The sequence below is a fragment of the Streptomyces cinereoruber genome (genome assembly GCF_009299385.1).
Taxonomy (GTDB): Bacteria; Actinomycetota; Actinomycetes; order Streptomycetales; family Streptomycetaceae; genus Streptomyces; species Streptomyces bikiniensis.
On sequence record NZ_CP023693.1, the window covers coordinates 5,653,808 to 5,665,992 of the forward strand.

General features: G+C 73.1%; 13 protein-coding genes. 3 read left to right on the forward strand and 10 right to left on the reverse strand.

Going from position 1 to position 12,185, the window contains the following annotated elements; all coding sequences use genetic code 11:
- Positions 1 to 90: 90 nt before the first annotated feature.
- Entirely contained in the window at positions 91 to 759 is a 669-nt protein-coding gene (locus tag CP977_RS25600) for a response regulator (RefSeq protein ID WP_109184909.1), read from the reverse strand.
- A 41-nt stretch (positions 760 to 800) separates the two neighbouring features.
- On the reverse strand, positions 801 to 2,036 hold the full coding sequence (locus tag CP977_RS25605) for a sensor histidine kinase (protein ID WP_152370868.1): 1,236 nt from the start codon (positions 2,034 to 2,036) through the stop codon (positions 801 to 803).
- Between the two features lie 146 nt (positions 2,037 to 2,182).
- Here CP977_RS25605 and CP977_RS25610 point away from each other — a divergent pair, with 146 nt between their 5' ends.
- From CP977_RS25610 to recX, 3 genes are all read left to right on the forward strand, one after another.
- Positions 2,183 to 2,959, forward strand: coding sequence for an SGNH/GDSL hydrolase family protein (locus CP977_RS25610; RefSeq protein ID WP_152370869.1), 777 nt, complete (start codon positions 2,183 to 2,185; stop codon positions 2,957 to 2,959).
- Between the two features lie 376 nt (positions 2,960 to 3,335).
- Positions 3,336 to 4,469 carry a recombinase RecA gene (gene recA / locus CP977_RS25615; RefSeq protein ID WP_062751894.1) on the forward strand — a complete coding sequence of 378 codons (1,134 nt, stop codon included), beginning with the start codon at positions 3,336 to 3,338 and terminating at the stop codon, positions 4,467 to 4,469.
- Between the two features lie 4 nt (positions 4,470 to 4,473).
- A complete protein-coding gene (gene recX, locus CP977_RS25620; protein WP_030221366.1) occupies positions 4,474 to 5,040 on the forward strand; it encodes a recombination regulator RecX in 567 nt (188 codons plus the stop codon).
- A 276-nt stretch (positions 5,041 to 5,316) separates the two neighbouring features.
- Here recX and CP977_RS25625 read toward each other — a convergent pair whose 3' ends face one another.
- From CP977_RS25625 to CP977_RS25655, 8 genes are all read right to left on the reverse strand, one after another.
- Positions 5,317 to 5,709 carry a rhodanese-like domain-containing protein gene (locus tag CP977_RS25625; protein ID WP_183953402.1) on the reverse strand — a complete coding sequence of 131 codons (393 nt, stop codon included), beginning with the start codon at positions 5,707 to 5,709 and terminating at the stop codon, positions 5,317 to 5,319.
- A gap of 86 nt (positions 5,710 to 5,795) precedes the next feature.
- A complete protein-coding gene (locus tag CP977_RS25630) occupies positions 5,796 to 6,356 on the reverse strand; it encodes a cupin domain-containing protein (protein ID WP_109184149.1) in 561 nt (186 codons plus the stop codon).
- Between the two features lie 130 nt (positions 6,357 to 6,486).
- The gene (locus CP977_RS35565) at positions 6,487 to 6,573 is read right to left on the reverse strand and encodes a putative leader peptide (RefSeq protein WP_356322043.1); all 87 of its coding nucleotides are present in this window, start codon (positions 6,571 to 6,573) and stop codon (positions 6,487 to 6,489) included.
- Positions 6,574 to 6,605: 32 nt separating this feature from the next.
- Entirely contained in the window at positions 6,606 to 8,318 is a 1,713-nt protein-coding gene (locus CP977_RS25635; protein WP_152370870.1) for an FAD-dependent monooxygenase, read from the reverse strand.
- A gap of 432 nt (positions 8,319 to 8,750) precedes the next feature.
- Positions 8,751 to 9,641, reverse strand: coding sequence for an amino acid ABC transporter permease (locus CP977_RS25640; protein ID WP_152370871.1), 891 nt, complete (start codon positions 9,639 to 9,641; stop codon positions 8,751 to 8,753).
- Positions 9,638 to 10,312, reverse strand: a complete 675-nt coding sequence (locus CP977_RS25645) for an amino acid ABC transporter permease (protein ID WP_109184152.1) — start codon at positions 10,310 to 10,312, stop codon at positions 9,638 to 9,640. The genes CP977_RS25640 and CP977_RS25645 overlap by 4 nt, the downstream gene beginning before the upstream one ends.
- 120 nt (positions 10,313 to 10,432) lie before the next feature.
- Positions 10,433 to 11,254, reverse strand: coding sequence for a glutamate ABC transporter substrate-binding protein (locus tag CP977_RS25650; RefSeq protein WP_152370872.1), 822 nt, complete (start codon positions 11,252 to 11,254; stop codon positions 10,433 to 10,435).
- Between the two features lie 53 nt (positions 11,255 to 11,307).
- Complete coding sequence (locus tag CP977_RS25655) at positions 11,308 to 12,117, reverse strand: amino acid ABC transporter ATP-binding protein (RefSeq protein ID WP_372460781.1); 810 nt, start codon at positions 12,115 to 12,117, stop codon at positions 11,308 to 11,310.
- Positions 12,118 to 12,185 lie beyond the last annotated feature (68 nt).

Consider the following 12,185-nt stretch of genomic DNA (forward strand, 5'->3'; position numbering starts at 1 on the left):
GACACCGGCCGTACCCCGGTGGTTGCGCCGGTCCACGCGCGCGTACTCCGTGGGTTGTTCCCCCGGGCTCCTTCCCCCTAGGGGGAGGGGTCAGGCCAGCCAGCCCGGCGTGATCATCCCGGACTCGTACGCCAGGATCACCAGCTGCGCCCGGTCCCGCACGGCCAGCTTGGTCATGATCCGGCTGACGTGGGTCTTGGCGGTGGCGGGGGAGAGGACCAGACGGCCGGCGATCTCGTCGTTGGAGAGCCCCGCGCCCACCAGGCCGAGGACCTCGCGCTCCCGCTCGGTGAGGGCGTTCAGGCGGGGGCTCGGGTCCGGCTGCCGCTCGGCGCGCCCGGCGAACTCGGCGATCAGGCGGCGGGTCACGGCCGGGGAGATCAGGGCGTCGCCGCGCGCCACGACCCGTACCGCGTGCAGCAGTTCCATCGGCTCGGTGTCCTTGACGAGGAAGCCCGAGGCGCCGGCGCGCAGCGCCCCGTACACGTGGTCGTCCGCGTCGAAGGTGGTCAGGATGACCACCCGGACCCCTTCGAGCCGTTCGTCGGCGGTGATGCGGCGGGTGGCTTCGAGCCCGTCGAGCACCGGCATCCGGATGTCCATCAGGACCACGTCCGGGCGCAGTTCGCGGGCGAGGCCGATCGCCCGCTCCCCGTCGCCGGCCTCCCCGACGACCTCGATGTCCTCCTCGTCGGAGAGGATCGACCGGAAACCGGCCCGGACCAGGGTCTGGTCGTCGGCCAGCACGACACGGATCATCGGGGCGCCCTCCCGGGGGCTCTTCTCGGGTACGGAACGGGTCATCGGGTGTTCTCCCGGGGGCCTTCCCCGGGGGCGGAAGGCACGGCGTACGGCAGTCGGGCGTCCACCAGGAAGCCGCCGTCCCTCCCGTTCCCCGCGGTCAGTTCGCCGCCGAGCGCGCGGGCCCGCTCGGCCATGCCCCGGATGCCGCTGCCCAGCGGGCGGTCCTCCGGGGCGCCCTCGCCGTCGTCCGCGATCCGCAGCCGCACCGCGTCCGGGCCCCAGTCGAGGCCGATGTCCACGGTCCTCGCGCGCGCGTGCCGGGCGATGTTCGTCAGGGACTCCTGCACGATCCGGTACGCGGCGAGGTCGACGGGCGGCGGCAGCGGCGCGGGGGCGCCCGTGACGCCCGTACGGACGTCGAGGCCGGCGCTCCGGGCCCGTTCGGCGAGGTCGCCGAGGAGCGCGAGGCCGGAGGAGGCGGGGGTCGTCGGGGTGGGCTCGTCGGCCCGGCGCAGCACCCCCAGGGTCGCCCGCAGCTCGCGCAGCGCGTCCTTGCTGGTGGCCCTCACCGCCTCCAGGGCCTCGGTCGCGGCGGCGAGTCCGGCCTCGGGGGCCGGCTTCTTGCCGAGCCGGTGCAGCGCGGCCCCGGACTGCACGTTGATCAGCGAGATGCTGTGGCCGAGGACGTCGTGGACCTCGCGGGCGATCCGCAGCCGCTCCTCGGCGGCGCTCTGCCGGGCCCGCGCCTCCTGCTCCCGCTCGGCGGCCAGCGCCCGCTGCTCCACCTCGTGGAGGTAGGCGGCCCGGGTGCGCTGGGCCCGGCCCACGGCGACCAGGCTGATCAGCCAGCCGGCCAGCATGGCGAGCGAGGTGTCGTCGATCTGCCGGTGTCCCGGCTGCTGCCGGATCTCGCCGGCGCCGACCGCGAGCAGGGTGACGGCGCCGAGGGCGACGGCGGCGGCGAAGCGCCCTTCGGCGGCGGTCGTGTAGAGGGCGAGCGCGAAGGCGATCATGAGTGGGCCGTCCTGGGCGGACAGCGGGTAGTAGACGGCGCAGGCGAGCAGCGTGACGACGGCGGTGGCGACCGGCCGCCGCCGCCGGAAGTACAGGGCCCCGCAGCCGGCCAGGACGAGCGCCCAGCCGAGCGCCGCGCGGAGCGGGGGCTCGCTCGCGCGGAGCCCCGCGACGAGCGTCCAGACCGCCACCACGAGCAGGACGGCGCCGGCCACGAGGGCGTCGGCGGCGCGCGGTGACGGGCGGCCGCCGCCGGAGGGGCGGAGGGGGAGGGGCATGCGTCGAAGGATAGGGCGGAGGGCGGGACCCGGGAGTATTCGCGCAGTTGGGTAGTCAATAAAGTGAGTATGGTGGGGGCGGGTGCGGCACGGCTCGCGGGTCTGCCCGCCCGCCGGGTCGGTTGCTGGGAGAGAGCGGGGGTCCGATGACGGACGGCGCGTTTCTGCGGTACGTCGCGCTGGGGGACAGCCAGACGGAGGGCGTCGGCGACGGCGACGACGCCGGTGGCCTGCGCGGCTGGGCGGACCGGCTCGCCGAACTGCTCGCCAGGGACCGGCCGGGCACGCTCTACGCCAACCTGGCCGTACGGGGCCGCCTCGCCGGGCAGGTGCGCGCCGATCAGCTCGCCCCCGCCCTCGCGCTCCGGCCGGACCTGGCCACGGTCGTCGCCGGGTTCAACGACCTGCTGCGGCCCGGGTTCGACGCGGACGCGACGGCCGGGCACCTGGAGGAGATGTTCGCCGCGCTGACCGGGCAGGGCGCGCGCGTGGCGACCCTGACCTTCCCCGACGTCGGCCGCATCACCCCGCTGGCCCGGCCGCTCGTCCCCCGCGTCCAGGCTCTCAACGCGCGCGTCCGGGAGGTCTCGGGCCGGTACGGCGTCGTCGTCGTGGAGACCGGTCACCATCCGGTCGTCACCGACCCCCGGCTGTGGAGCCCCGACCGGCTGCACGCCGGACCGCTGGGACACGCGCGCATCGCCGCCGCCGTCGCCGAGGCCCTCGGCCTGCCCGGCGCCGACGACGCCTGGACCCGCCCGCTGCCGCCGCCGGACGTCCCCCTCCCCGCGGGCCTCCGCGCCGAACTGCGCTGGGCCGGGTCCTTCCTGGGGCCCTGGCTGGGCCGGCGGCTGCGCGGCCGCTCGTCCGGCGACGGCCGCGGGGCCAAGCGGCCGGAGCTGCTGCCGGTGGTACGGAGCTGACGCGGCTCCCGGCGTCGTCCTCGTCCGCCCCCGGGGCGGTCCGGCGGGCGCGAGGCGTCGCCGCGCTCGTGGGCCGCGTCGGTCCGGGCGGCGGAGATTCCGGCGCAGGGCGGCGATGGCGGGGAAGCGGGGTCCAGATGTCCCCGGAGGGCTCGGTGCGACCATCGCGGGGACCCCTCGACGCGGTGGTCCGGGCCCGCGTGGCGCGCTTGACACTAAAATCGAACATCCATTCTCATGGAGGTCCGGCCCTTGGAATCGCGGGGTTGTCGCGGGGTTTTCCACAGGGCGGGCGGGACGCCGGGGCCCATTGTCAGTGGCAGGGGTTAGCGTCTTTCACATGAAGCGATCGACTCAAGCAAACCGGGTGGAACCCATGGCAGGAACCGACCGCGAGAAGGCGCTCGACGCCGCACTCGCACAGATTGAACGCCAATTCGGCAAGGGCGCCGTGATGCGCATGGGCGACCGCACCCAGGAGCCGATCGAGGTGATCTCCACCGGCTCGACCGCCCTGGACGTCGCCCTCGGCGTCGGTGGACTGCCGCGCGGCCGTGTCGTGGAGATCTACGGACCGGAGTCCTCCGGCAAGACGACCCTGACCCTGCACGCCGTCGCCAACGCGCAGAAGGCCGGCGGCCAGGTCGCCTTCGTCGACGCCGAGCACGCCCTCGACCCCGAGTACGCCAAGAAGCTCGGCGTCGACATCGACAACCTCATCCTGTCCCAGCCGGACAACGGCGAGCAGGCCCTCGAGATCGTCGACATGCTGGTCCGCTCCGGCGCCCTCGACCTGATCGTCATCGACTCCGTCGCCGCGCTCGTCCCGCGCGCGGAGATCGAGGGCGAGATGGGCGACTCGCACGTGGGCCTCCAGGCCCGCCTGATGAGCCAGGCCCTCCGGAAGATCACCAGCGCGCTCAACCAGTCCAAGACCACCGCGATCTTCATCAACCAGCTCCGCGAGAAGATCGGCGTGATGTTCGGCTCGCCGGAGACCACGACCGGTGGCCGCGCCCTCAAGTTCTACGCCTCGGTGCGCCTCGACATCCGCCGCATCGAGACCCTCAAGGACGGCACGGACGCGGTCGGCAACCGCACCCGCGTCAAGGTCGTCAAGAACAAGGTCGCGCCCCCCTTCAAGCAGGCCGAGTTCGACATCCTCTACGGCCAGGGCATCAGCCGCGAGGGCGGCCTGATCGACATGGGCGTCGAGCACGGCTTCGTCCGCAAGGCCGGCGCCTGGTACACCTACGAGGGCGACCAGCTCGGCCAGGGCAAGGAGAACGCCCGCAACTTCCTGAAGGACAACCCCGACCTCGCCAACGAGATCGAGAAGAAGATCAAGGAGAAGCTGGGCGTCGGCGTCCGTCCCGAGGCCCTGTCGGCCGAGCCGGGCGCGGACGCGGCGGCCACGGACGCGACCGGCGCGGACGACGCCGCCAAGAGCGTCCCGGCACCCGCGGCCAAGACCGCGAAGGCGACCAAGGCCACCGCGGTCAAGAGCTGAACCGGTGACCGGTCGTACCGAATGGCCGGGTGACGGCCCCGACTCGTCGAGGGCCGAGAAGGAGCCGTCACCCCAGGATCCGGCCGAGCGGGCGCGCGCGATCTGCCTGCGCCTGCTCACCGGGACCCCCCGCACGCGCAAGCAGCTGGCCGACGCGCTGCGCAAGCGGGAGATCCCCGACGAGGTCGCGGAAGAGGTCCTCTCCCGCTTCGAGGACGTCGGGCTCATCGACGACGCCGCCTTCGCGGGGGCCTGGGTGGAGTCCCGCCACCACGGCCGGGGCCTCGCCCGTCGCGCCCTCGCCCGGGAGCTGCGCACCAAGGGCGTCGAGCCCACCCTCATCCAGGAGGCGGTGGACCAGCTCGACTCCGAGCGGGAGGAGGCCACGGCCCGCGAGCTCGTGGCCCGCAAGCTGCGCGCCACCCGCGGCCTGGACCGCGACCGGCGACTGCGGCGGCTCGCCGGCATGCTGGCCCGCAAGGGGTATCCCGAGGGCATGGCCCTCCGCGTCGTCCGGCAGGCGCTGGAGGCGGAGGGCGAGGACACGGACGGGCTGGACGAGTCCTTCTGACACGGGGGCAGAAGGACTCGCCACTTGTCCGGTCCGGCGGGCGGTGAGGGCTGCCCGGCCCGGTGGGCACCGAATGCCTGGTCGGTCCGGCGGGTGGTGAAGACCCGGTGGGCTCGGCGGACGGCGGGGTTCCAGCCGGTTCGGTGGGTGGTGACTGTCTGTCCGGTCCGGCGGGCGGTGAGGATCCGGCCGGCCCGATGGCCGGTGAGGACCCGGCCGGTTCGGCAGACGGTGAGGACCCGGTCGGCTCGGTAGGGAGAGGGCCCGCCGGTCGTGTCAGCCCCGGGCCGCCGGGAGGAGGACCGGGAGGCCGGCGGCCTTCCAGGCCTGGAAGCCGCCGATGAGGTCCGTCGCCCGGTGCAGGCCCAGGCGGCGCAGGGACTCGGCCGCGAGGGAGGAGGCGTAACCCTCGTCGCAGAGGACCACCACCCGCAGGTCGTGGCTGTCGGCCTCCGCCGCGCGGTGGCTGCCCAGCGGGTCGAGCCGCCACTCCAGCTCGTTGCGCTCCACGATCAGCGCGCCCGGGATCAGCCCGTCCCGCTCCCGCAGGGCCGCGTAGCGCGTGTCCACCAGGAGCGCGTCACCCGCCTCGTACGCCTCGTGGGCGGCCCGGGGATCGATCCGGTCGAGGCCCGCTCTGACCTGCTCCAGAAGCGCGTCGATGCCCATCCGCTCCGCCACCCGTTCCCTCCGCTCCCTCTGTTCCACCAGCTCTTCCCGGTCCACCGGCTCCTCCCGCTCTCTCCACTCCCCGCTCACTGCCAGTCCTCCGGGCGCTCGACCTGTTCCAGGCGGAGCACCGGGCCCGTCCGGCTGAAGCGCCGGATCAGCGGGAGCGGCGGATGGTAGGCGTGTACCGACACGGCGTGGGTGTCCGGGGACTCGTTGAGCACCTCGTGCACGTGGTGGCGGCCGAAGGCCCGCCCCGCGCCCTCCCCCAGCCGGCGGGAGCGGTCCACCCCGTCGGCCAGCTCCAGGGTCTTCCAGCCGCTCGCCGGCAGCCGGACCGCGAGCGCGTTCTCGGTCAGGGTCCCGCGCGCGGTCGCGAAGGCGCCCTGCGACTCGGCGTGGTCGTGCCAGCCGGTGCCCGTGCCGGGCGGCCAGCCGATGAGCCAGGCCTCGCTGCCGCCGGGGCCGTCGAGCCGTACCCAGGTACGGCCCTCGGGGTCGAGCGGCAGGGAGGCGATCAGTTCCCGATCGGCGGCCGTGCGCCGGACGAAGTCGAGCAGCTCGGCCGCCGTCGGAGCGCCCGGAGCCGACGGGGCGGAGGCGGGAGCGGGGGCGGTGGGTGGAAGTGAAGTGGCGTGCTGGGACACGGGTGACCGTCCTGGGGTTCGCGAAGAGCGCGCGACGGCACACGGCACACGGCACGCACGGACCCGCGTCGGCGGACGACGCGGAGGGGTGCGGCGAGGGTGCGGCGCGGCGCGCGGGGAAGGGGCGAGATCAGCGGGACGGGCGACACACGCAGCCCGCGTAGCGGAGGAGGTCCATGTGGACCCTCCGCCACAGGCGCACATCGGTGTCGGTCACGTTCCGGAGTACACCACGCGTCCCCGGCGGAATCAATGCATGTCCGCCGTGCGGTCGCTCCCCACGGGCGCCCCCGAGGACTTCCCGGAAGCCGTCCCGGAGGATCTCTCCGAGGACACCCCGGCGGGCTCCCGGTCGGTGAGGGGGCCGCCACGGGCCGCGTCCGCCGCCTCGTACAGCTCCTCGGGGCGCACCCCGGAGAACGCGGCCACGAGGTGCCCGTCGGGCCGTACGAGGAGGACGGCGTGGGCCGGAGCCCCCGGGTAGGCCTCCGACACCAGGACCTCGGACCGCACCGGAAGGGCGCGCACGGCCTCCTCCAGGCGGGGCATCACCCCGGCGGTCCGCCAGTGGCGCCGGTCCCACACCCCCGTGCCGGGCGCGATCAGGAGGACCAGGAGCCGGCCCCGGCCGAGCCGGTCCCGGAGCCGTACGGTCGTGCCGTCGGGGGCGGTCACGCGGACGTCCTCGACGGGGGCGCCCGGCGGGGTCCCGACCGGGATCTGCCCGTCGGCGTACGGAGGTGCGAGGGGGGAGTGCGGGTACGCGGGAGGCGCGCCCAGCGGGCCGCGCCCCACGTGCCCGTCGGTCAGCAGGGCGTCGTGGCCGCGCGTGGCCCCGGGCAGGTACGTCCGCAGGCCCCCGCCGCCGCGCAGCACCGGCAGCGACTGGTCCGCCGCCCGCAGCCGGGTGGCCACGGCCGCCCGCCGCTCGCTCTGGTAGCTGTCGAGCAGCCGGTCCGAACCGCCGTGGTGCCAGGTGAGGGCGAGCTTCCAGGCGAGGTTGTCCACGTCCCGCAGGCCCTCGTCGAGCCCCTGGGTGCCGACCGCGCCGAGCAGGTGCGCCGCGTCCCCGGCGAGGAGGACCCGGTCGACCCGCCAGCGCCGGGCCAGCCGGTGGTGCAGCGTGTGCACCCCGGTGTCGATGAGTTCGTACGGGGGCGTCACCCCGTCGCACCAGCCGGCCAGGGTCTCGCGGATGCGGGCGATCAGCGCGTCCGGGGTGACCAGGTCGCCGCGCGGCGGCAGCAGCCAGTCGATCCGCCACACGCCGTCGGGCAGCGGGCGCGCGCCGATCTCCTCGGCGGCGCCGCGCCACGGCGGCTGACGGTGCAGCAGGGCCTCGCCGGGCCATGGGAGTTCGGTGCGCAGCGCGGCGACGGCGTGCCGTTCCACCGCCGTACGGCCGGGGAAGCGGATGCCGAGCAGCTTGCGCACCGTCGAGCGGGCGCCGTCGCAGCCCACGAGGTGGCTGCCGCGCCACCAGGTGCCCGCCGGGCCCCGGGTGTGGGCGACGACCCCGTCCCGGTCCTGTTCGATGGTGTCGAGCCGGGCCTCGGGGACGAGTTCGACCAGCTTCTGCCGGGCGATGGCGTCGCGCAGGCCGCGGGCCAGGGCGTGCTGGGGGATGTGCAGCGGGGCGGCCGGGGCGGCGGGCGAGGCGGGGTCCTCGGACCACTCCTCCGTACCGCCGAGGCCCAGGTCCAGCTCCAGGTGGCGTACCACCTGGCGGCGGCGCATGCCGCGCCAGCCGACCCAGCGGACCCCCTCGTCACGGAGGGTCGTGCAGCCGAGGCGTTCGACCATCGCGGCCATGTCGGCGCGCAGGACGACGCTCCGGGCCGGGCGGGGCTCCTCCTTGCCGGGGCCCTCGTCGAGGACGACGCTGGGCACGCCCTGCGCGGCGAGCGCGAGGGAGAGCGCGAGACCGACCGGTCCCGCACCCACGATGATCACCGGGTCCACGGCGCGGCTCCTGAAGGCCGGACGGTCATGAGGGCAGCACGGTCGAGTGTGGCACGGGCCCGGTGGTTGATCACAGACCGTATGCAACCCACTGGGGGTGCCCGCGTCAAGCGACGGGGTGGGCGCGGTGCGGCCGTCCTCGAACGGGTGCGGCGAACGGCGGTGCGGCGCCGTGTGGACGGTGGGACGACACCCACCTGCCGGGGCCGATGTGGCACTCACTCACCGGGACCGATGCGGAGCCCGGCCCGGCCTGAACCGATCCGATTCGGCCCAGCCCAGCCCAACCTGATCCAACCCAGCCTGGCCCGGCCCGGCGGCGCATGCGAAAGGGCGGGCCGGACGGCCGACCTCGTGTCGGTGCCGTCCCGCCCGCCCCCGTGGTTCCGGGACCCTCGCGGGTGACCCGTCGTGCAGAGGGACCCCGCAGGGTCACGCCTCGCTGACGGCCTCCGCCGGGGTCTTGCCGGTCTTCGTGACCGCGCTCTCGGTGACGCCGGCCGTCTTCCGGCCCTGCCGCAGCCGCCGCTCCAGCCGGCCGGCCAGGGTGGTCAGGGCGAAGTTGAGGGCGATGAAGATCAGCGCGATGACCGTGAAGGTGGCGATCGTGTTGGCGCCGTAGTTGGCCGTGATCTGCCGGTTCTGGCTGAGCAGTTCGGGGAAGCCGAGCAGGGCGCCGCCGAGCGCGGTGTCCTTGACGATCACGACGAGCTGGCTGACCAGGGCCGGGAGCATGACGGTCACGGCCTGCGGGAGCAGCACGTACAGCATGGTCTGGCCCTTGCGCATGCCGAGCGCGACGGCCGCGTCGCCCTGGCCCCGGGGCAGCGAGAGGACGCCGGCCCGGACGACCTCGGCGATGACCGAGGCGTTGTAGAGGACCAGGCCGGTGACGACCGCGTACAGCGGGCGGAAGTCGGAGCTCACGGGCGTGAACTGCGCGTACACGGCGCTCGCGAACATCATCAGGAGCAGGACCGGGATGGCGCGGAAGAACTCCACGACCGTGCCGACGGGCACCCGCACCCAGCGGTGGTCGGAGAGCCGGCCGATGCCGAGGAGGGCGCCGAGCGGCAGCGCGATCAGGATGGAGAGCGCGGCGGCCTTGAGGGTCTCGACCAGACCCGGCAGCAGGTACGTCGTCCAGACCCGGACGTCGGTGACGAACGGGCTCCACTTGTCGGCGTCCAGCTGGCCCTTGTCGGCGAGCGCGGAGAGCACCCACCAGGCCAGCACGGCGAGGACCGCGAGGAAGCCGGCCGTGTAGAGGACGTTGCGCCGCTTGGCGCGCGGGCCGGGGTTGTCGTACAGGACGGAGCTCATCGCTTCACCGCCAGTCGCTTGGCCGCCCAGCCCAGAACGAGGCCGGTGGGGAGGGTGAGGACGATGAAGCCAAAGGCGAAGATCGCGAAGACCGTGAAGAGCGCCTGGGCCTCGTTCTCGATCATCTCCTTCATCAGGAACGCCGCCTCGGCGGCGCTGATGGCCGCCGCCACGGTGGTGTTCTTGGTGAGGGCGATGAGGACGTTGGCGAGCGGGGTCACCGCGGCGCGGAAGGCCTGCGGGAGCACCACCAGGGTGAGGACCTGGAAGAAGCTCAGGCCGAGCGCGCGGGCGGCCTCGGCCTGGCCCGGCGGCACCGTGTTGATGCCGGAGCGCAGCGCCTCGCAGACGAACGTGCCGGTGTACGCGACCAGTCCGAGGATCGCGAGGCGGAAGCCGATCTCCTTGAAGTCGGAGCCGCCGAGTGTGACCCCGAGAGTCTGGTCGAGGACCAGGGAACAGGCCACGATGACCACGGTCAGCGGGGTGTTCCGGACGAAGTTGACGTACGCGGTGCCGAAGGACCGCATGAGCGGGACCGGGCTGACCCGCATGGCGGCCAGAGCCGTGCCCCAGATCAGTGAGCCGATCGCCGAGTAGAAGGCGAGTTGCGCCGTCACCCAGAAGGCGCCGAGCAGGTCGTACTGCCCGGAATCAAGAAAGTCGAACACGATGCCCCGCGCTCTCCCCTGGTGGTCGGTCGGTGTGGAGGCCGCCGGGGTGGCGGCGGCCGGTGCCGGAGTGACGGCCGTCCCGCACGGGGACGGCCGTCACTGTGGAGGCGGGGTGGATCAGCCCTGGACCTTCGGCGCGGGCTCGTACTTGTAGCCGGACGGACCGAAGTGCTCCTTGACGAGCTTCTCCCAGGTGCCGTCGGAGACCATCTTCTCCAGCGCCTTGTTGATCTTGCCGCGCAGCTCGTCGTCGCCCTTCTTGAGGCCGATGCCGTAGTTCTCGTCGCTCATGCGCAGGCCGGCGAGCTTGAACTTGCCCTGGTGCTCCTTCTGCGAGGCGTAGCCCGCGAGGATGGAGTCGTCGGTGGTGAGGGCGTCGACGCGCTTGTTCTGCAGGCCGGTCAGGCACTCGGAGTAGCCGCCGAGCTGCTGGAGGTCGGCATCGGGGGCGAGCTTGTCGCGGACGTTCTGCGCGGAGGTCGAGCCCGTGACCGAGCAGAGCTTCTTGGAGTTGAGGTCCTCGACCTTGGTGATCGAGGTGTCGTCGGCGCGCACGAGCAGGTCCTGGTGGGCCAGGAAGTACGGACCGGCGAAGTCGACCTCCTTCTTGCGCTTGTCGTTGATCGAGTAGCTGGCGACGATGAACTTCACGTCGCCGTTCTTGATCAGGTTCTCGCGCTCGGCGCTCGGCGCCTGCTTGAAGTTGATCTTGTCCTCGGTGTAGCCGAGCTCCTTGGCCACGTAACGGGCGACGTCGACGTCGAAGCCGACGTACTTGCCGTCCGGGGTCTTCAGGCCCAGGCCGGGCTGGTCGAACTTGATGCCGACGGTGATCTTGTCGCCGTTGCTCCCGGAGTCGGACCCGCCACCACAGGCCGTCGCGGTCAGCGCGAGCAGGGCGACGGCCGCGACGGCGGCGGGGGTGTTGCGAAGCTTCATCGAGGAAAGTCCCTTGGCTAGGCGTGAGTTGGGAAGAATAGGTCCGAACTCGCTCAGTGGTGAAGGATCTTGGAGAGGAAGTCCTTGGCGCGGTCGCTGCGCGGGTTGCTGAAGAACTCCTCGGGAGAGGCCTGTTCGACGATCTTCCCGTCCGCCATGAAGACGACCCGGTTGGCGGCGGAGCGCGCGAAACCCATCTCGTGGGTCACGACCACCATCGTCATGCCGTCCCGGGCCAGCTGCTGCATGACCTCCAGGACCTCGTTGATCATCTCGGGGTCGAGGGCCGAGGTCGGCTCGTCGAAGAGCATGACCTTCGGGTCCATCGCGAGCGCGCGGGCGATCGCCACGCGCTGCTGCTGACCGCCGGAGAGCTGGGCCGGGTACTTGTCCGCCTGCGTGCCCACGCCCACCCGGTCGAGCAGTGCGCGCGCCTTCGCCTCGGCGGCCTTCTTCTCCGTCTTCCGGACCTTGATCTGCCCCAGCATCACGTTCTCGAGCACCGTCTTGTGCGAGAACAGGTTGAACGACTGGAACACCATGCCGACGTCGGACCGCAGCCGGGCGAGCTCCTTGCCCTCCTGCGGCAGTGGCTTGCCGTCGATGGTGATGGTGCCGGAGTCGATGCTCTCCAGCCGGTTGATCGTGCGGCACAGCGTCGACTTGCCGGACCCCGACGGTCCGATGACGACCACGACCTCGCCGCGGGTGATCGTCAGATCGATGTCCTGGAGGACATGCAGTGCGCCGAAGTGCTTGTTCACGTCGGACAGTACGACCAGGTCGTCCGCGGCGCGCGGGGTGTCCTGCGGACCCTTGGACAGGGCGTCCTTCGGATCCTTCGACACTGACTCTCCGCTCATCGGCCTCTTGCTCCGTCCTCCTCGGTTGGGGAGGACACTAGAGACCGGATGTGACGAGCGTCATCACA